21 protein-coding genes are annotated in these 18,275 nt (G+C 63.4%); 8 read left to right on the forward strand and 13 right to left on the reverse strand.

Annotated elements, in window-relative coordinates; all coding sequences use genetic code 11:
• The first annotated feature begins 62 nt into the window (after positions 1-62).
• The 4 genes from QMG83_RS07320 to QMG83_RS07335 are packed head-to-tail and all read left to right on the forward strand — an operon-like array spanning position 63 to position 3,483.
• Positions 63-932 (forward strand): branched-chain amino acid ABC transporter permease, encoded by an 870-nt coding sequence (locus QMG83_RS07320; RefSeq protein ID WP_283504727.1) that lies wholly within the window; start codon positions 63-65, stop codon positions 930-932.
• On the forward strand, positions 929-2,035 hold the full coding sequence (locus QMG83_RS07325; RefSeq protein ID WP_283504728.1) for a branched-chain amino acid ABC transporter permease: 1,107 nt from the start codon (positions 929-931) through the stop codon (positions 2,033-2,035). Before QMG83_RS07320 ends, QMG83_RS07325 begins: the two co-directional genes overlap by 4 nt.
• Positions 2,022-2,798, forward strand: a complete 777-nt coding sequence (locus QMG83_RS07330) for an ABC transporter ATP-binding protein (protein ID WP_283504729.1) — start codon at positions 2,022-2,024, stop codon at positions 2,796-2,798. Before QMG83_RS07325 ends, QMG83_RS07330 begins: the two co-directional genes overlap by 14 nt.
• Positions 2,791-3,483 (forward strand): ABC transporter ATP-binding protein, encoded by a 693-nt coding sequence (locus QMG83_RS07335; protein ID WP_283504730.1) that lies wholly within the window; start codon positions 2,791-2,793, stop codon positions 3,481-3,483. Before QMG83_RS07330 ends, QMG83_RS07335 begins: the two co-directional genes overlap by 8 nt.
• On the opposite strand, the gene QMG83_RS07340 is transcribed toward QMG83_RS07335, so the two are convergent.
• Genes QMG83_RS07340 through QMG83_RS07350 form a run of 3 tightly spaced genes read right to left on the reverse strand, consistent with a single transcriptional unit; the run spans position 3,480 to position 5,714 of the window.
• Positions 3,480-4,421: a LysR family transcriptional regulator gene (locus tag QMG83_RS07340; RefSeq protein WP_283504731.1), complete on the reverse strand. Its 942-nt coding sequence runs from the start codon at positions 4,419-4,421 to the stop codon at positions 3,480-3,482. The two genes, QMG83_RS07335 and QMG83_RS07340, sit on opposite strands and share 4 nt — an antisense overlap.
• Positions 4,422-4,477: 56 nt before the next feature.
• A complete protein-coding gene (locus QMG83_RS07345; protein ID WP_283504732.1) occupies positions 4,478-4,930 on the reverse strand; it encodes an NUDIX hydrolase in 453 nt (150 codons plus the stop codon).
• A gap of 4 nt (positions 4,931-4,934) precedes the next feature.
• A complete protein-coding gene (locus QMG83_RS07350) occupies positions 4,935-5,714 on the reverse strand; it encodes an SDR family oxidoreductase (RefSeq protein ID WP_283504733.1) in 780 nt (259 codons plus the stop codon).
• Between the two features lie 100 nt (positions 5,715-5,814).
• Between QMG83_RS07350 and QMG83_RS07355 the strand changes: the two genes are divergently transcribed.
• From QMG83_RS07355 to QMG83_RS07370, 4 genes are all read left to right on the forward strand, one after another.
• Complete coding sequence (locus QMG83_RS07355; protein ID WP_283504734.1) at positions 5,815-6,324, forward strand: NfeD family protein; 510 nt, start codon at positions 5,815-5,817, stop codon at positions 6,322-6,324.
• On the forward strand, positions 6,317-7,246 hold the full coding sequence (locus tag QMG83_RS07360; RefSeq protein ID WP_283504735.1) for an SPFH domain-containing protein: 930 nt from the start codon (positions 6,317-6,319) through the stop codon (positions 7,244-7,246). The genes QMG83_RS07355 and QMG83_RS07360 overlap by 8 nt, the downstream gene beginning before the upstream one ends.
• Positions 7,246-8,016: a glycerophosphodiester phosphodiesterase family protein gene (locus QMG83_RS07365; protein WP_283504736.1), complete on the forward strand. Its 771-nt coding sequence runs from the start codon at positions 7,246-7,248 to the stop codon at positions 8,014-8,016. Before QMG83_RS07360 ends, QMG83_RS07365 begins: the two co-directional genes overlap by 1 nt.
• Positions 8,017-8,157: 141 nt before the next feature.
• Entirely contained in the window at positions 8,158-8,523 is a 366-nt protein-coding gene (locus QMG83_RS07370; RefSeq protein ID WP_283504737.1) for an RNA polymerase-binding protein RbpA, read from the forward strand.
• A gap of 13 nt (positions 8,524-8,536) precedes the next feature.
• On the opposite strand, the gene QMG83_RS07375 is transcribed toward QMG83_RS07370, so the two are convergent.
• From QMG83_RS07375 to QMG83_RS07420, 10 genes are all read right to left on the reverse strand, one after another.
• Positions 8,537-9,295, reverse strand: a complete 759-nt coding sequence (locus tag QMG83_RS07375; protein WP_283504738.1) for a polyprenol monophosphomannose synthase — start codon at positions 9,293-9,295, stop codon at positions 8,537-8,539.
• Entirely contained in the window at positions 9,288-10,868 is a 1,581-nt protein-coding gene (gene lnt, locus QMG83_RS07380) for an apolipoprotein N-acyltransferase (RefSeq protein ID WP_283504739.1), read from the reverse strand. The genes QMG83_RS07375 and lnt overlap by 8 nt, the downstream gene beginning before the upstream one ends.
• A 57-nt stretch (positions 10,869-10,925) precedes the next feature.
• The gene (locus tag QMG83_RS07385; protein WP_283504740.1) at positions 10,926-13,358 is read right to left on the reverse strand and encodes a DEAD/DEAH box helicase; all 2,433 of its coding nucleotides are present in this window, start codon (positions 13,356-13,358) and stop codon (positions 10,926-10,928) included.
• A gap of 21 nt (positions 13,359-13,379) precedes the next feature.
• Positions 13,380-14,168, reverse strand: coding sequence for a twin-arginine translocase subunit TatC (gene tatC / locus QMG83_RS07390; RefSeq protein ID WP_502949012.1), 789 nt, complete (start codon positions 14,166-14,168; stop codon positions 13,380-13,382).
• Between the two features lie 4 nt (positions 14,169-14,172).
• Positions 14,173-14,415, reverse strand: coding sequence for a Sec-independent protein translocase subunit TatA (tatA, locus tag QMG83_RS07395; RefSeq protein ID WP_283505526.1), 243 nt, complete (start codon positions 14,413-14,415; stop codon positions 14,173-14,175).
• A gap of 83 nt (positions 14,416-14,498) precedes the next feature.
• The gene (locus QMG83_RS07400) at positions 14,499-14,861 is read right to left on the reverse strand and encodes a hypothetical protein (protein ID WP_283504741.1); all 363 of its coding nucleotides are present in this window, start codon (positions 14,859-14,861) and stop codon (positions 14,499-14,501) included.
• Between the two features lie 7 nt (positions 14,862-14,868).
• A complete protein-coding gene (locus QMG83_RS07405; protein ID WP_283504742.1) occupies positions 14,869-15,270 on the reverse strand; it encodes a hypothetical protein in 402 nt (133 codons plus the stop codon).
• Positions 15,267-16,280, reverse strand: a complete 1,014-nt coding sequence (locus tag QMG83_RS07410; protein ID WP_283504743.1) for a helix-turn-helix transcriptional regulator — start codon at positions 16,278-16,280, stop codon at positions 15,267-15,269. Before QMG83_RS07410 ends, QMG83_RS07405 begins: the two co-directional genes overlap by 4 nt.
• Entirely contained in the window at positions 16,273-17,268 is a 996-nt protein-coding gene (locus QMG83_RS07415; protein ID WP_283504744.1) for a helix-turn-helix transcriptional regulator, read from the reverse strand. The genes QMG83_RS07410 and QMG83_RS07415 overlap by 8 nt, the downstream gene beginning before the upstream one ends.
• Positions 17,269-17,277: 9 nt before the next feature.
• Positions 17,278-18,252 carry an FKBP-type peptidyl-prolyl cis-trans isomerase gene (locus QMG83_RS07420; protein ID WP_283504745.1) on the reverse strand — a complete coding sequence of 325 codons (975 nt, stop codon included), beginning with the start codon at positions 18,250-18,252 and terminating at the stop codon, positions 17,278-17,280.
• Between the last annotated feature and the right edge of the window lie 23 nt (positions 18,253-18,275).

The raw sequence follows: 18,275 nt of genomic DNA on the forward strand, positions 1-18,275 counted from the left end.
ATCCCCCTCAATGGTGAGCGGGGCGGGACCCGTCCCGCTCATCAGGAAGTGACCTCGCGATTATGGACGCGTTTATCCAATACACAGCCCAAGGCCTCGCGGCTGGCGGCTTCTATGCCCTTGCCGCGCTGGGGCTGGCCGTCATCTTCGGAGCGCTCAACGTAGTCAACTTCGCGCATGGGGCGTTCTACATGCTCGGTGCGGTGCTTACCGCCGTGCTGCTGGACGTCGCTGGCATCAATTTCTGGGTCGCGCTCGTGCTCGTTCCCGTCATTCTGTTTGGCTTCGGAATAATCATCGAGCGGCTGCTCGTGCAGTGGCTGCTCGGTCTTGACAACCTCTATTCGTTCCTGCTGACCTTCGGGATCTCGCTGGTCCTGGTCGACGTCATCAAGATCCGGTACGGCGTGTCAGGCCTGCCGTACGGGCAGCCACCCGGCCTCGAGGGACTCATCCGGATAGGTGCCGTTCAGCTGCCGGTCTATCAGGTATTCGTCTTCGTCTTCTCGGTGCTGGTCTGTCTGGGAGTGTGGTTGCTGCTCGCTAAGACTCGCGTAGGAGTCATCGTGCGCGCGGCGACAGAAGAACCCGAAAGGGCTCGCGCTCTCGGAATCAACGTCGGCCTCTGGGTGACGCCCGTGTTTGGCTTCGGTGTCGCTCTCGCAGGAATCGCAGGCGTTCTCGCGGCTCCGTTCCGCGCCATCACCGCCACGATGGGGTCGAGCTTCATCATCATCCTGTTCGCGATCGTCGTGATTGGCGGGCTGGGTTCCATTCTCGGCTCGGTGGTGGCGGGCTTCCTGGTCGGCCTTGTCGAGGCGTACGGTCAGGGCTACGCGAGCACCTTCTCCCAGATCATCATTTTCGTGCTCATGGCCGTCGTGATTCTGGTTCGACCGGCGGGCCTGTTCGGAAGGAAGGAGTCGGCATGACCACCTCCCCTTCGTCGGCGGTTCGAACCTTCCCCCTCGCGCCGACGCCTCGATCACGCTGGCGGGTCGCTCGACTCATCATGTGGCCCACCATCGCGTTCGTGGCGCTGCTGGTGCTCCCATGGGTCGTGTATCCCCCGATCGCCATGGACATCGCCGCCTGGGCGCTGTTCGCCATGTCCATTGACCTGCTCCTCGGTTTTGGCGGTGTTCTGTCATTCGGGCATGCTGCCTATTGGGGCAGCTCGGCGTACCTGACCGGGTGGGTGGCGGTGAATACCGGTGTGCCTTTTCCGGTCGCCATCCTGATCGGTGCGCTCGGGGCGATGGTCCTCGCTGTACCGATCGGGATGCTGTCGGTCCGCCGCTCTGGCATCTATTTCGCGATGGTGACACTCGCCTTCGGGCAGATGATCTACTTCATTGCGAATCAACTGAGCGTGATCACGGGTGGTGAGAACGGACTGCAGGGAGTGCCGAAGACATTCTTCGGGATCGAAGCGGTCGAGAAGGAGTCGTTCTTCTTCTACTACGCAGCCATCCCGATTGTCGTACTCGGCGCCCTGGCCGCCTGGCGCATTGTCCACTCCCCCTTCGGGCGTGTGCTGTCAGGCATTCGGGATAATCCAGAGCGCGTCCGGGCGCTGGGCTATGACGTTGAGCGCTACAAGCTCATCGCCTTTGTCCTGTCGGCCGGGCTTGCCGGTCTCGCCGGTGGTGTCTACGCGGTGAGCCACGGATTCGTCTCCCTTCAGGAGGTCGACTGGACCACCTCCGGAAAGGTCGTCCTGATGACCGTCCTCGGCGGGATCGGAACTCTCTGGGGTGGTCCGATCGGCGCAGCGATCATCGTGTTGCTCGAGGACTACCTCGCGTCTGCCGGCTTCGAGGGAATCGGCATCGTCACGGGACTGATCTTCATCGTCTGCGTAGTCCTGTTCCGTAAGGGCATTCTGGGGACCATCCTGGCATTCGTTGATCGGGCAAGGACGGGCGGGCGCGGGATGCCGCGATTCGGGCGCGCAGATCGGCTTGCTGCCCCGGACTCGGTGACCGCGACCAATACCGCACACGACGAGGAAGGCAATCATGCACCCCGATGACACGTCGGCCGCTGGCGATGTAATCCTGCACGCCAAGGGCCTCACGAAGACGTTCCGCGACTTTACCGCGGTAGACGCAGTAGACCTGTCGGTGAAACGAGGGACTATTCACGCCCTCGTCGGACCGAACGGAGCAGGAAAGACCACCCTGTTCAACCTGCTGTCCGGGTTCCTCAAGCCCAGCGGTGGAACCATCACCTTCGACGGCCGAGACATCACCGGGATGCAGCCCGAAAACATCGCGCATCTGGGAATCGCTCGCTCGTTCCAGATCACGAGCCTGTTCGAGAAGCTCACTGCGCTCCAGCATCTCGAGCTGGCGCTGGGAAGCCCTACCGGCGTGGGCTTCCAGTTCTGGCGATCGGAGAAGCGACTGGCTCGCTTCCGCGACCGGGCGATGGACCTGCTTGACCAGGTCGGCATGGCGAGTCTTGCCGACCGTGAGGTGGGCCACTTCGCCTACGGGCAGAAGCGTGCCGTTGAACTCGCACTCGCTCTGGCCCTCGACCCGCAGCTGCTTCTGCTCGATGAACCGACGGCGGGCATGGGCATCGAAGATGTCGAGCGCACGATCGAGCTAGTCGACAGGATCTCGGCCGGGCGCACTGTCGTGTTCGTCGACCACAACATGCACGTCGTCGGCACCCTCGCCGACCGGGTTACCGTGCTCCAGCAGGGCGCGATCCTGGTCGAGGGAAGCTACGACGAGGTACGCAATGACGAGAAGGTCATCACCGCATATTTAGGGCAGGCGAATGTTTGAAATTTCGGGTCTCTCCGCACACTACGGTGAGGCGGCCGCTTTGCACGACGTCTCTCTCACGGTCGGGCGCGGGGAGGTCGTCACGCTTGTCGGCCGAAATGGCGCGGGCAAGACCACGCTTTTGCGCTGCGCGATGGGACTACATCGCGACAGTGTGGGCGCCATCACGTTCGACGGTGCGCGAGTCGAACAACTCAGCCCGGACCGCCGGGCAAAGGCCGGCATCGGCTGGGTTCCGGATGATCGCGGAATCTACTCGACGCTGACGGTGTTCGAGAACCTCACGCTCCCCCCGGTCGTCAGCAAGGAGGCGTGGTCGCTCGACAGGATCTTCGAGGCATTCCCCGCTTTGCGGAATCGCCGGTCATCTATGGGAACCCAACTGTCGGGCGGCGAGCAGCAGATGCTCGCCATCGCGCGGGTGCTTCGCAGCGGCGCGAAGTTGTTGCTGCTCGACGAGCCAAGCGAAGGTCTGGCGCCGGTCATCGTGCAGCAGATCGGACACATCATTCGCGAGGCGAAAGCGTCGGGTACCTCAATCCTGCTTGTTGAGCAGAACGTCAAGTTCGCTGCGACGGTGGCCGATCGGCACTACATTCTGGCGGAGGGCCGGGTGGTCGAGAGCCTCGACAACTCCGAATTCCAGCGTCGCGAAGGCGAGCTTCTGGTGCACCTCGGTCTCTAGGCGTTGACCTGGCGTGCTCGGGCGGAGGCTCGCGCCTCACCGAGCAGCGTCGGCCTCACCTCGTCGAGCCTCTCGCGCAGCGCGTCAAGATAGGCCGCCACAACGGGCAGTGCATGCACCTCGCTGGGGGCGATCAACCAGTACGGCAGGCGCTGCTCGACCTGGTCAGGCAGCACGCGAACCAGGTTGGTCTCGCGGTCGGCCAGGAAGCAGGGAAGCAGGCCGAAGCCCGCGCCGGCGAGGGTTGCTTCCACGTGGACAAAAACGTTCGTGCTTGTGACGGCGTCGATCATGTCCGGAATTCCCTGCCTCGCGTCATCGAGGGCGTCGACTTGCAGCATCGACTCGATGAAGTAGACCAGCGGTGCTCCAGCGAGCTCGTCAAAGGTGCCGGGCGTGCCGTGCCCGGCGAGGAATTCGCGGGACGCGTAGAGACCCAGCGCGTAGTCGGCGAGGCGCACCGCTTTCGCGTTTCTGACCTCGGGTCGTCCCACGACGACCTCGAGGTCGACCCCGGAACGATGCAGAGACGCATGCCGTGTCTTGGTGACAATTTGCAGCGAGATGCCCGGATGCCGGCGCCTCAGTGCGGCCATCGCCGGTGCCGCGATGTAGGCACTGAACCCGTCGGTCGCGGAGAGCCTGATGGCGCCCCGGAGTTCGGCGCCATCCCCGTCGAGTTGGGACAGCGCAGACTCGACGTGCTCCCCCGCGGCGGCCGCGTGCCCGCCGAGCGGCGTGAGCTGCCACCCTGCGGTCCCGCGTACGAGTACGCGCCCGCCAAGGGCGCGCTCGAGCGCGCTGATTCTTCGCGCAATCGTCGTGTGCGTCACTCCGAGCTGGCGGGCGGCGGTGGTGTACCGGCCAGACCTCGCCACGGCGAGCAGCACGAGCAGATCGTCTGCGGTGGCTCCGCTTGCCGAAAGGTTCACTGTCACCTGTGCAGGATTGCACATGAATTAGTGGAAGGTGATCACAATCGTGCTACGAACGATCACGGCGTCAGCTTCGTCAGGACATCGATGAGTTCGCTCGGCTCGTACGGTTCGGTCGTCGTCGCGAGTTCTTCCAGCGTCCACCAGCGGTGTGCGAGCACATCGACTCGTTCCTCGTCGGTCCACAGTGCATCGGACGGCGAGAACGCATCGACCGTCGCCGCGTAGAACTCGGCGTGACCCGTATCGTGGTCGGCGGCATCCCATTGCACGTCGAAATCATGTGCCCAGACGGGCTCCCCGAGGTTCTCGATGAGGAGTCCCGTCTCCTCCTCGAGCTCACGCACGGCGGCCTGATGATGGGTCTCCCCCGCATCGACCCCGCCACCCGGTGTCAGCCAGCGAGCGACTCCGCTCGTGTCTGGTGCCGTCGTGAGAAACATCAGGATTCGACCATCGCGATCGAACAGGAGCACCCGGCTGGTGAGCCGGTTCACTCCAGATACCGTCACGCTGTCAGGCGTCCAGAAAGTCGGAGACATCCCCTACGTAGCGGGTGTGGTTCTCCGGGACGGGCTCGACGGCGGCAGCAGCCACCTCGGCGGCGAACTCGCTGACGTTGTACAGACGGCCGGCGGCCTCTTTGCGAGCCTCGATAGCGCCCGGGTTCGCGCGCTGAAGCAGCGTGGCGGTGATGGTGCCCTCGATCATGTCGCCGGAGACGACAACGAATTCGATTCCGGCGTCGTCGAGCGTCGGGATGAGGTCGCGCAGCGCATCCTCTCCCGCCCTCTTGCTGAGTGCGACAGGCAGGTACTCTGGCATCGTTTCTACGGTCTTGATGAAGTGCGCCTGATGGCTGGTCACAAAGACGATGCGCGATCCGCTGTGGAGCAGGGGCATCATCGCGGCCAGGAAGTCGACCTGAGCGTCGCGATTCAGCTTCATCGCGTAATCCTCCGACATGCCGCTTTCCATGCCGCCAGAGGCATTGAGAACGAGAACGTCGAGCTCGCCGTACGCAGCGCGAATCTGTTCAGCCATGGATGCCACGGAGGCAGGGTCGGTCAGGTCGGCGCCGATGGCGATCGCCTCGGCGCCCCCCTCCTCCAGTTTCGCCACAAGCTTCAGCGCCCTGGCTTCTTTATTGCGGAAGTTGATCACGACGCGTGCGCCTGCTTCAGCGAAGTAGGTGACGGTGTCTGCTCCAATTCCGCGCGACGATCCCGTTACGAGGATTCGCTTTCCGTCGAGTGAATGAGGGGCGAGTGGGTTGCTGGATTCGGAGCTGGTCACGCTACGACTGTAGCGCCAACTCCCTGCGCACGGCGAAGCTGAGTGATAGCGTCAGGGGCGTAGGCGTGGAAGCCCGAAGTGACGTGAGGAGCCCGGCGGCATGTTGGTGGACCTGACGCAATATCTGTGGATCCTGTGGCTCTCGCTCGTCGTGCTGTTTGTCGTGATTGAGCTACTCACGCTCGAGTTCACCTTCCTGATGATTGCAGCGGGCACGCTGATCGGTGGCCTGGGGGCCAACCTCCTCGGATGGCCGTGGTGGGTGCAAATCGGACTCGCCGCGGTGCTCTCGGCCCTGCTGATCTTCACCATCCGACCCCTCCTCTTGCTGACCCTTCACAAGGGAGCCGACAACACTCCCTCAAACGTCGCGGCTCTCTACGGCCAGGGCGCTCGCGTCATGCGCGACTTTGTCGAGGGCGCCGGCTCCGTGAAGCTCGACAACGGCGAGCTGTGGACGGCACGCATCGCTCCTACGGCGGCTCCGGCCGCCTTGCTCGAAGGAAACAGGGTGACCGTTACCAAAATCGACGGCGCGATAGCCGAAGTTGTTCCGCTTGTTGTACCAACGGAGGGCCCCGCCCTCGAGGAAGGGACCTCAGATGATTAACCCGGAAGGATTCATCGGGCAACTGTTCGTGATCATCCTGCTTGCGATCGTCGCGATCTTTGTGATCGTCGTGCTGTTCCGCGCAATCCGCATCATCCCGCAGGCGAGCGCTGGCGTTGTCGAGCGCCTCGGGAAGTATCACAAGACGCTCAACCCCGGCCTGAACATCCTCGTTCCCTTTATTGACCGTGTCAGGCCGCTCATCGACATGCGTGAGCAGGTTGTCTCATTTCCCCCTCAGCCGGTGATCACCGAAGACAACCTCGTGGTCTCCATCGACACTGTCGTCTTCTTCCAGGTCACGGATGCGCGTGCCGCCACCTATGAGATCGCCAGCTACCTCAGTGCCGTCGAGCAGTTGACCACCACGACGCTGCGTAACGTCGTCGGTGGCCTGAACCTCGAAGAGGCCCTCACCTCGCGAGACAACATCAACGGCCAGCTGCGTGTCGTGCTCGACGAGTCCACGGGCAAATGGGGCATCCGCGTCGGCCGGGTTGAACTGAAGGCGATCGATCCGCCCGTCTCCATCCAGGATTCGATGGAAAAGCAGATGCGAGCCGAGCGCGACCGTCGAGCGCAGATCCTCACCGCGGAGGGCACCAAGCAGGCCGCGATCCTGCAGGCGGAGGGGTCGCGTCAGGCGAGCATCCTCGAGGCTGAGGGCTACGCCCAGGCTGCGGTGCTCCGCGCGAAGGGTGATGGTGAGGCCATCACAACGGTCTTCGGTGCCATCCACCGCGGAGAGCCGACAGCAGACCTGCTTGCCTACCAGTACCTCCAAACTCTTCCGAAACTCGCCGAGGGTGACTCCAACAAGATGTGGATCATCCCCTCCGAACTCACTGAGGCGCTCAAGGGCATCAGCGCCGGGTTCCTCGGTGGCGCAGCCGGCCGCGGACCGACTCCGCCCACCCCGTAGTGAGTCCATCGCACGCTGCGTCTGCCTACCTCTCCCCCGCTGGCCCCCGCGTGTTCGCGCACCGGGGACTCGCGGTGGATGCGCCGGAGAACACCCTCCTGGCTTTCGCGCGGGCGGTGGCCGCCGGGGTCAGTTATATCGAGACCGATGTGCACGCCAGCGCCGACGGCATTGCGGTGATCGCTCACGATCCGGACCTCACGCGAGTCGCTGGGAGCGACCGCAGGGTCGACCAACTCACCCTGGCCGAACTGGAAAAGGTCGAACTGGGTCATGGACAGGCGTTCTGCACCCTTGCCCGCGCCCTCGATGCGTTCCCCGGCACACGGTTCAACATCGACGTGAAGTCGGCCGATGCGGTCTCCCCCACCATTGACGCGGTGCTCAGTGTGGGTGCCACCAAGCGAGTTTTGGTGACGTCGTTCGACGAGCGCCGCCGCAGAGCGGTTGTTCGCGGGCTGCCCGGGGTGGCATCCTCGGCATCGGCTCGCCGTCTCGCGCCCGCCCTGCTGGCTACGCGTCTCGGCATCACCCCAGCGGCGCGATTGGCCCTGCGGGGGCTGGTGGCAGTCCAGGTGCCCGAGAAAGCGGCGGGCATCGCCATCGCCACCCCCGCGATGATCCGGAACTTTCATGCGGCCGGTGTCGAGGTGCACGTGTGGACCGTGAACGAGCCAGCCCGGATGAGCGAACTACTGGATCTCGGCGTTGACGGCCTCATCACTGACCGCGCTGACCTGGCGCTCGAGGTCGTCCAGCAACGCTCCTGAGCGGGATCGAGGCGTCCGAAGTTTCCTCATAAACCGAAACTTTCCTGTGAACCGGCTGGGAAGTGGCGTGCGCTTGAAAGCTTATGTCCAGCTTGTGGGTTTATACCTGTAACGACCGCGAAATTTGAAGGAGGCCACACGATGGCAGATCGAAGTTTACGCGGGATGAGACTTGGCACTCAGAGCCTACAGAGCGAAGAGGGCGTGGAATTTTCCCCGCGAAAGAAAAGTGTTTACCGTGCTGCTGATGGCACCACCTTCGAGGTGATCTTCTCCGCTGATGCGGAGGTTCCGCAGCAGTGGGAATCCCCTAAGTCGGGTCTTGAGGGCGTGCTCCTGACGGATGACGGCGAGCCCGTCGTTCTCGATGAAACTGAGACGAAAGTTCCACGAAGCCACTGGGACATGCTCCTTGAGCGCCGCACCCGTGCCGAGCTTGAAGAGCTCCTGCAGGAACGCCTCGACTACCTTCGCTCGCGTAAAGGCCAGCAGAAGGTCGGCGCGTAGTAGCGCTGCCTGATTAGTTCGATCCGGCTCCCGATCTGTCGGGATTGCCCTTCTTCTGAGGTCTCAGGGTCGCCGCTATCCCCCACGCGGTGACCCTGAGCAAAGCCTCAACGACGATACCGGTGTGCATTTTCGACTGCCCTGTCTCCCGCTCAACGAAGGTGATGGGGTGTTCTGCTATCCGGTGACCGGTTCGCTCCAGCCGCCAGGCCATCTCCACCTGGAAGCAGTAGCCCTGTGACGAGATGGCGTGAAGGTCGAGGTCCCGAAGCGCGCCCGCCCTAAATACCCGGAATCCGGCGGTGATGTCTCGGATCCGCGATCTCAGCATGACGCCTGAGTACCAGTTGCCGGTGCGGGAAATGGCTTTTCGCATCCTCGGCCAGTTGACGACCGATCCCCCGTCGACCCAGCGTGAGCCGATCACGAGGTCGGCGCCATCCGCGGCCAGCGCGATCATGGCGGGTAGCGATTCGGGGTCGTGGGATCCGTCGGCATCCATCTCCACCACGAACAGGTAGCCCCCGCTCCTGGCCACCTCGAATCCAGCCAGGTAGGCCTGCCCCAGCCCGTCTTTGCCGGCCCGATGAAGCACCCGGATAGCGGGGTCGGCTGCGGCAAGCCGATCGCCGAGCTCGCCGGTGCCGTCCGGGCTCGAATCATCAACGATGAGCACGTCGGCATCGGGAACGGCGGAGCGAATCCGGGCCATGATTCGCTCGAGGCCGTCGATTTCGTTGTAGGTGGGCACGATGATGAGGGTGTCAGCCACGTCGTCTCCTGACGGTAAATCCGGCAATGGCGATGCTCGCCAGGCCGAGGGCGGAGACGAACCATTCCAGTTCGCGACCGAGGGTGACAGCGGGAGTTATCGTGCTGCTCAACGAGACATCCTGCACCATGCTGCCTGGTGTGTACCACGGCAGTTGCTGGACGATAGAACCGTCGGGGGCGATCACGGCGCTGAGCCCCACCGTCGAAATATTGACGACGCTGCGACCAAGCTCCATTGCCCTGATGCGAGCGATCGCCAACTGCTGGGCGCTCTCATCGGTCCTGCCGAAGTCCGCATTGTTCGATGATGCGAAAATCACCCTGGCACCCTCGTCGACCGAGTCTGTGAGAAGTTGGTCGTCGACGATATCGAAACAGATATTCACCCCGACCGTCACACCGTCGACATCGAAGACCATGTCGGTCGTACCGGGAGTGTATTCCCGCCCGATGAGGTCGATGAGGTCTGGTGCGAATGGTCGCCAGAACGCCCGATCGGGCACATATTCGCCAAAGGGCACCGGGTGCTTCTTGTTATAGAGGTCGAGCGCGCCCTGTCCGGACTTCCAGAGCATCACAGTGTTGAAGTACTTGTCACCGCTGTTCGTGACACCCTGCGCGATGAGAGGGGCGTTCATCTGTTCAGAGACGTAGTCGAAAACCTGCCCGGTGTACCTGTCGGTGATCGGGTCGAGGTAGGTGGTGCCCTCCGGCCACAACACAACGTCGACCTGTTCGCCGAAAATAGGCACAGTCGCATCGAGTTGCGCCTGCAAAAGCTCGTTGGCGGTCGAACCGTCGAAATAGCCAGCCTTGCCTGCGCCCTGAACAGCGGCGACCCTCAGCGAGCCGTCAGTGGAAACCTGCCATGCAGGGACGACCAGCAGAGCGGCCGCCACACCGACCGGGACTGTGGCGCGGGCAATCCGGGGCGCCCCGACCGCACGGAGGCTTTCGACGGTGACCGCGACAAGCAACACCATCACGAAGCTGACTCCGGACATCCCTAACCAGCCGAAAAGCTGGGCGAAAGGACTGTCGGCCTGCGACATCGCAGCTCTCCCCCACGAGAATCCGCCGTACGGCCACACGGCCGCCCAGGCCTCACGCCCAGTCCAGAGGCCGGCGACTGCGACCGGAAGCAGCGCAAACCTGCCCAGAACGCCGGGCCAGGCTCGTGGCATCCACCGGTATGCCATCGTGATGGCCAGCCCGCCGAGGGCAGCGAAGAGTGACTCGAGAACCGACAGGGCGGCCATGGGGAGCAACCCCAGGAACAGCGATGCCCAGGAAATCTGGGTGAGGTAAAACGCCAGGCTCGCGACGAATCCGACGAGCAGGGCGCTGGAATTGCGCCGGCCGATGAGGCTCACCAGGACGAGGCCGATTCCGACGAAGGTGAGGGGCCAGAATCCCTTGTCGGGGAATCCGGCGTCCATGACCGGTCCGGATGCCGCGGAAACGACCAGAGCCGCCCACAGTGGCAGCACGGCGCGAGTGTGGGGCGCCGGCCTGAGGCCCTCGAAGGTGAAGATCCCGACGGTGGGACGCGTCGTCAGGTTGATGCTCACAAAGGTAGAGCCTATTTCTTTCGAGAGGGGTGTAGCTGTGAGCGAGGACACAGCCGCTCAGGCGACCGAGCTGTAGGCGACGATCCCCCGGCGAATCGAATCGAGCGCCGTGCGAGCGGTGCGTCCCACGTCGCCGTCCGCCACGACCGACAGCTGGTCGAGAAGGTCGATGACCTGTTTCGTGACGCGCACGAAGTCGCCAGCGGCCATGTCTGCTTCTCGCAGGACTGCATCGAGGCTGGTGCCGCTCGCCCACCGGTACATCGCCAGCGCGAGACCGGCCGACAGCGGCTGGCTTCCCGGCAGCCTGTTGAAGCGTTCGAGGTCGTCGAGCTCGCTCCACAACAGACCGGTGCGATCGAACGCCTCGCGGAACCGCCCCCGAGGCAGATGCCGGTCGCCCAGCTGCCCTTCCTCGCGCCGCGGCTCGTAGACCAGGGTGGTGGCCATGGCAGCGAGGGAGGCCGGATCCAGGTCGCTCCAGAAGCCGCGCCGCAGGGACTCGGCCACGAGTAGGTCTCGCTCCCCGTAGATGCGCCGCAGCATCCGGCCATTCGCGTTGAGGGTGAGGTCGCCCTCGTCGTTGGTGGCCAGGTATCCGAGGTGGGAGAGCACGTCGGTGACCCGGTCGAAGACCTTGGCGACGGCGCCGGTACGACTGCGAATCTGGCTGGACAGCTGGTCGGTCTCGCGCTTCAGCTTCCACCAGCGCTCCGCCCAGCGGGCATGCTGTTCGCGCTCAGGGCACGCGTGGCATGGATGCTGCTTCATCCGGCGACGAAGCTCGGTGAGTTGCCGCTGACGGCGATCGCGCTCGCCCCGGCTCGAAGTCTCTGCGCGTGACTGTCCCTTGCGCTCCAGGTCGGTCAGTTCGCGCCGGATGCCCGAATATTCGGTGTAGTCGCCCACGTGGCAGCTCATCGATTTCGCATAGCCTTCGAGTGATTGCTCCTGCGATCGCACCTTGCGGGCAAGTTCGACGACGGCACGGTCTGCCTGGAATTGGGCGAAGCTGGACTCGAGAATCTCGCGGGTTCTCTCTCGCCCGAACTGGTCGATGAGGTTCACGGCCATGTTGTAGGTGGGCTTGAAACTGGAGTTCAACGGATAGGTGCGCCGCGACGCGAGGGATGCCACGGCCTGCGGGTCGAGTCCGTCGACCCACTGGATGACGGAATGGCCCTCGACGTCGATACCGCGGCGGCCGGCCCTGCCGGTGAGCTGCGTGTACTCCCCCGGGGTGATCGGCACTCGCGCCTCGCCGTTGAATTTTTCCAACTTCTCAAGCACGACGGTTCGCGCTGGCATGTTGATGCCAAGCGCCAGGGTCTCTGTCGCAAAGACGACCTTGACCAGCTTCTTCTGGAAGAGTTCTTCCACCACCTCTTTGAACGCGGGCAACAGCCCGGCATGGTGCGCTGCGACTCCACGTTCGAGACCACTGAGCCACTCCCAGTAGCCGAGAACCCCGAGATCTTCGTCGAGCAGGGTACGGCAACGCTCCTCCACGATGGCGCGGATCTCGTTGCGCTCTTCGATGGTCGTCACGCTGATGCCAGCGCGGAGCACTTTCGCGACGGCCTGGTCGCAGCCGACCCTGGAAAAGATGAAGAAGATGGCAGGCAGCAGGTTCTTGCTGTCGAGCAGCTTCACCACATCGGGCCGGTCCATCCTCAGTGATTCCGGACGGCCGCTCCGCGAATAGGTGCGACCGGAACCCTTCGATTGGCGGGAACCGTTGGGGCGCCCGCCGAACTTCGCCAACTGGGTGAGTTCCGGGTTGACCCTGTGGGTGGCCGCGAGCCCCGAACTGTCGAACAGGTCGACCAGTTTTGTGCGCATCAGAATGTGCTGGTCGAGGGGCACTGGTCGTTCTTCCGAGACGATGACCTCGGTGTCGCCCCGGACGGCCTGCAACCAGTCACCGAATTCTTCAGCATTCGACACCGTCGCACTGAGCGACACCATCGTGACGTGCTGCGGGAGGTGGATGATGACCTCTTCCCACACTGCTCCGCGAAAGCGGTCGGCGAGAAAATGCACTTCGTCCATGACGACGCAGCTGAGATTTTTGAGTAGATCCGAGTCTGCATACGACATGTTGCGCAGCACCTCGGTGGTCATGACCACGATGCGCGCGTGCGAGTTGATGTTGGTGTCACCCGTAAGAAGGCCGACGGCATCCTCCCCGTATTCGGCCTGCAGCTCCTGAAATTTCTGGTTGCTCAGCGCCTTCATCGGGGCTGTGTAGAAAACCTTGTCGCTCTCCTGTTGCATCGCCCGGTAGATGGCGAATTCGGCGATGATCGTCTTTCCCGCACCGGTGGGGGCCGCGACCAACACGCTCTTGCCGCTTTCGACGACGGCGCACGCCGCTACCTGATATTCATCGAGGTCGAAGCGCTGCGCCGCCCTGAAGGCCCCAAGAACGGGCAGTTCGCGGTTCTTCTTGGCAGCCGCGTATCGTTCGGCCGGAGACGTCTCGCTCATTGATTCCAGCCTAGGCGAACGCTATGCGAGGGATGCCTCGAGCACGGCCGCCTTGCGCGCGGCCCGGCGATCGTGCACCCAGGCTATGAGGGCCGCGGCGAAGTAGAGCACCACCATCGGTATGGCAAGCAGGAACATCGAGATCACGTCGGCGGCCGGTGTCGCGATCGCCGTGAAGATGCAGATCGCCAGGATGGCAAGGCGCCAGCCCTTGAGGATCATCTGAGCCGAGAGTACCCCGACGAAATTGAGCAGCACGAGGAACACCGGCAGAACGAAGCCGATTCCGATGGCCAGCACGAGTTTGATGACGAAGTCGTAGTAGACCTTCGCGTCTAAAAAGGTGGCCTCCTCATTCGAGGAGAACGACGTCAGCAGTTCCACCATGTGCGGGAACAAATACCAGCCAGCCGCGGCACCGGCGAAGAAAAGCGGTACCGCGGAAAAGAAGAACCCGAAGGTGTACTTCTTCTCCTTGCCAGTAAGGCCGGGAACCATGAACGCGAAGATTTGGTACAGCCAAACGGGGCTGGCGATCACGATGGCGATGGTGATGGCGATCGCTATCCGCAGATCGAAGGCGCCCGTGACTGTCGTATAGATGATCTGGGCGTTTCGGTCCTCGGCGATCTGATTGATCGGTACCCGTAGCGCGTCGATGACGAACGGAGCGAGTAAGAATCCGACGATGGCGGCGACGAGAATCGCGGCGGCCGAGATGACGAGCCGCTTGCGGAGCTCCCGCAGATGGTCGCCGAGCGACATCCGCTCATCGGCCTTGTTGCGCCACCGTCCAGTACGGACGGCCACAGTGCTAGGACTTCGGCTCTGTTGGATTGCTCTTAGGGGCGGCCTTGGCGGTGGGCGACTCATCGCCGGCGTCGTCATCGACGACGACGTTGCCGTTCTCGTCTTTCATCGTCTTCACTTCCGAGCGGAAGATGCGCATCGACTGTCCGACGCTACGGGCAAGACCTGGAAGCTTGGGAGCGCCGAATAGGAGCACAACTACGAGGAGGATGATTATTAAATGCCAGCCCTGAAGGTTGCCAAGCATGGGGGTCACGTCCTCTTTGTAGGGTCAATATCTCGGATAAGTATAGCTTCCCGGGCGACTCGATGAATTCGGTCGACTCGCAGCTAGACGGGAGCTCGGGTGAACGCGACCCGGAACCAGCGGTTCGATTCGCCGAATGCGACCAGGACATACTCGTCACGGCTGGTGCGATCGGGATGGAAGACCACGCGAATCCGCTTGTTGACGAGTTGTTCGTCGCCGGCACTCGCGATCAACTTGCGCACGCTGCGTGTTGTGCCGTTGCTGTCCGTATAAGTGACCACGACCGACGGGGCTCGGCCGAAGCGACCAGCGATCAGTTCGGCGCGTCCCGAGGTTTGCATACCCGTCGCCATCAGATAGGTGCGCAGCGCTCGTCGACGCAGCGCGAAAAGTATCCACAGCAAAGCCAGGAAGGCTATGCAGACGGCCACGATTGTGCCCATCGGTGGCCTACTTAGGCGCCCGGTTGGACCACCGCGCACGAGCTGCGGACACGAGGGCCGATTTCGCGACGGGGTCGAGTCCTGCAATTGCGTGCGCCCGTGCCATCCGCGCGTCGTGACGATCCTGTCGCCGCTGGGCGCGGTGGCGCTTGCGGGCGGCCTCACGTTCGCGGACATCCTTCGTTTCAGCCAGCACCGCTAGCGATGTCTTCGGCAGTCGTGGCTCCTGCTCCCCCGAATCGAGGATGCCGACCTGATCCGTCAGGTCGGCCAGATCGTCGAGCAACGCGAGAAACTTGCGGAACAGCCGCCACGCGAAGAGCGCCAGCATGGCCACCAGCGCGAGTACGAGCCCAGTCCAGATGAGCAACCATCCCCACCAGGCGATTCCCTCCGGCACGGCCGTCACTTCGCTTCTCGACGCGCCGGAACCGGCGCGGTGGGGTCCAGATATCGCGCCGCCCCGGCGGCAGCCCATTCCTGCACCACGGCGCGAGCTTCGGCCGGCTCGATGACGGTGGCCACACCGGGCATGCGCGCGATGAGTCTTTTTAGGCCGTGGTAATGCGACACACGCACCGTGGTGCGCACTATGCCGTCGTGTTCCGAGCTGACGGTGTCATCGGGAACGTAATCTGCGATCAGCGGCAACGCAGCGGCGGCGATGTCGATCGTGACGATCAGGTCGTCGGCTGAGCCCTCGAAAAGGGCATCCGGCAACGGAACATCCCGCGCCTCGTGGGTGATGGGCTTGGTCGTCATGGCTGGATCCGACATGCGATCCAGCCTGAACGTGCGAACGGCTTCCCGTCCGTGATCCCAACCGCGCAGGTACCAGTCGGCATCGATCGATTCGATCCGGAGTGGATCAACCACCCGGCGCTCACCCTGCCCCTGCGAGTTCAGGTAGCCAAACTCGAAACGAACACCCTTCTCGACCGACATCCGGATGAGAGCGAGGGTCGCGTCGGTCTCGCTGGCCTCGACACCCACCGAGCTTGGCGCGGCTGACGCCCCCCTGGACAACTTCGAGCTGAGGCTCGCAATCGCCTCGCGATCCGCATGCTCCGGAAGCGATGACAGGTACTGCAGGCCGGCAATGAGTGCGGCTGCCTCGCGCGCCGAGAATCTTGGCGACTCATCGATGGCAACCAGGTTGGTCAACACGATCTCATCGGTCTCTTCGAAGGTGTCCCATGCGATATCAAAAAGATCACCGTGTTGGTACGTCGCAGTCTCGCCGGGAATGCCGGACACGCCGATGAGACGCACGGCGTCCCTGATCTGTTCTGGCGGAACCCCGAAGTGCGCGGCGGCGTCGACCACACTCACCCTGTCGTGATCCATCAGGTACGGCACGAGCGACAGCAGGAACGCAAGCTTGTCCTGGGCGAGCCGTGGAGGATTCTGCTTAGCCATGGTCCGCCGCCGTCCGTTCGAGTCGCGATCGCACAGCATCACGAAGCTCGGGCGGTGAAACGACGAGCGCCTCCGGACCATAGCCAGCCAATTCATCCGCAAAAATGTTCAAGTCGGAGTAGTGCAGGTTGAGGGTGCCCGGAGCCGAGGTGCTCGATCCCCGGCGCTTTTCCAGTCGTGTGGCGGCGTCCGTGCCCGGCTCGACCTCGACGACGGCCGTATTCGAGTTCCACACTGCCTCGAGCTCAGTAAGGGCGATGTCTGCCTGACCCGGCGCCGGAGGCTCGAAAGTGGCTGGCAGCGTCGCGACCTGCGTCACGATTCGCCTGAGCAGGAAGGTTCGGGTTGTGGACGTCTCGGGATCATTCGCGAACAGGTGCCAGCGGCCCTGGTGCTGCACCAGGGCGAGCGGCTCGACGGTGCGCGTCTGTGCCTCGCTCTCGCCGGGCTTCAGGTACCCGAATCGAACGACCTGGCGCCTCTCAAGGGCGGTTCCGAGTGGATCGAACGCGGATTCGCGCACGCGGACGCGCGGGGCGTACCCCACGACAGGCTCGGTGGTGGTGACGCCGAGAGACCGAAGCTTGAGGATTGCCCGTCGCGATTCCGCGGACAGTGAGCCTTCCCGCCAGACCATCGCCGCGAGGTTCAGCAGCGTCGTCTCTTCAGGGGAAAACCGGATGTCTGTCGGCAGCTCGTAGGCACCGCGAGGGATGCGATATCTCAGGTTGTGGTTGTCGCCAGCATGCCCGGGGCTATCGACGGTCTCGAGGGGCACCCCGAGGTCGCGAATGTCGTCCTTATCGCGTTCGAATTGTCGCTCAAGGTTGGCGTTGTCGCCCGATCGCGAGAACTTCTGGCGATAGCCCTGCACTGTCGACAGGATGTCGGTCTTCGTGAGGCCGGCGTCGGTTGCGAGCAGGGCGAGCACCAGGCTGAAGAGTCGCTCCTCCGCCGGGATTCGTGATCCTGCGCCAGCCTGTGCCACGGGAATCCTTTATTCGATGCCGAGGATGTCGAAGACGAAGACCATCGTCGAACCATCAGGGACGCTGGTGGGAGCCGCCCCTGCCGGGTATCCCTCACTCGGAGGAATCACGGCTATGACCTGGGAGCCGACCCGCTTACCGATCAGGGCCTTGGCGAAGCCAGGAACGAGACCGCCATCGGAATCCTCGAGGCTCACGGCAGGCAACACAGCCGGGGTGTTTCGCTCCCAGGTGGAGTCGAAGACCTCTTGGGTGTCCCACAGGACGCCGGTGTAGTGGAGGACGACATTGTCGCCCTCCGCGACCTTCGCGCCAGCGCCGGCCTTCAGTTGCTCGATCTTCAGGTCTGTCGGCGGGGTGGGATCTGCAAAAGTGAATCCGGGACGTCCGTCTGGTGCGAGAACGATCGACGGGAATCCGGCCTGGAGGATCTGGTCTGCACCGTTCGCCTTGCCGAGATAGACCGACTGGACATCCACGATGATCACGACCGTGTCATCCGCCGCCAGTGACAGTCCGTTCTGCTGGATTGCGCTGTCACCGATGAGATCACCGGCAGTCCCAACCGCCGCGACCCGCGAGCCAACCCTCGCGCACTGGGCGATGGTGGCGAACGCTGGCGTCGAGTCGATGGCGCTGAAGATAGCTCCAGACCCTTCGTAATCGGTCGCGATGATCGCGTCGCCGGATGTGCCGTCGTAGATGGTGATCTGCACGACGACGGTGGCGCCAGGATCGACGCGTTTGCCGTTGCCGTTGCCGTCCGAAATGACGTGCACCTGGCTGGCATCGGCGGCCACGACCGGTGTCGGGAAGGATGCCTTCGGTTCGTTGCCGAAAAGACCGCTGGCGCTCACCAGGGCGGCGTTTGAGCCGGCGGCAAACGTCGGGGTGCAGCCGTCGATGCTGGCGGGGCCCGTCGCGCACGCCGAGAGGGAGATCAGCAGGCCTGCGGCCGCAATAAAGGCTGGAAGCTTTCGCACGAGAACTCTCATTTCTTTGCCAT

The organism is Salinibacterium sp. G-O1 (assembly GCF_030063305.1).
In the GTDB taxonomy this organism is placed as follows: Bacteria; Actinomycetota; Actinomycetes; order Actinomycetales; family Microbacteriaceae; genus Rhodoglobus.

Coding starts and splice junctions, on each gene's coding strand:
- tatA (WP_283505526.1), bottom strand. CDS start 14,415: ATGCTTGGCAACCTTCAGGGCTGGCATTTAATAATCATCCTCCTCGTA.
- QMG83_RS07385 (WP_283504740.1), bottom strand. CDS start 13,358: ATGAGCGAGACGTCTCCGGCCGAACGATACGCGGCTGCCAAGAAGAAC.
- QMG83_RS07325 (WP_283504728.1), top strand. CDS start 929: ATGACCACCTCCCCTTCGTCGGCGGTTCGAACCTTCCCCCTCGCGCCG.
- QMG83_RS07360 (WP_283504735.1), top strand. CDS start 6,317: ATGATTAACCCGGAAGGATTCATCGGGCAACTGTTCGTGATCATCCTG.
- QMG83_RS07400 (WP_283504741.1), bottom strand. CDS start 14,861: ATGGGCACAATCGTGGCCGTCTGCATAGCCTTCCTGGCTTTGCTGTGG.
- QMG83_RS07410 (WP_283504743.1), bottom strand. CDS start 16,280: ATGGCTAAGCAGAATCCTCCACGGCTCGCCCAGGACAAGCTTGCGTTC.
- QMG83_RS07355 (WP_283504734.1), top strand. CDS start 5,815: ATGTTGGTGGACCTGACGCAATATCTGTGGATCCTGTGGCTCTCGCTC.
- QMG83_RS07330 (WP_283504729.1), top strand. CDS start 2,022: ATGCACCCCGATGACACGTCGGCCGCTGGCGATGTAATCCTGCACGCC.
- QMG83_RS07370 (WP_283504737.1), top strand. CDS start 8,158: ATGGCAGATCGAAGTTTACGCGGGATGAGACTTGGCACTCAGAGCCTA.
- QMG83_RS07320 (WP_283504727.1), top strand. CDS start 63: ATGGACGCGTTTATCCAATACACAGCCCAAGGCCTCGCGGCTGGCGGC.
- QMG83_RS07335 (WP_283504730.1), top strand. CDS start 2,791: ATGTTTGAAATTTCGGGTCTCTCCGCACACTACGGTGAGGCGGCCGCT.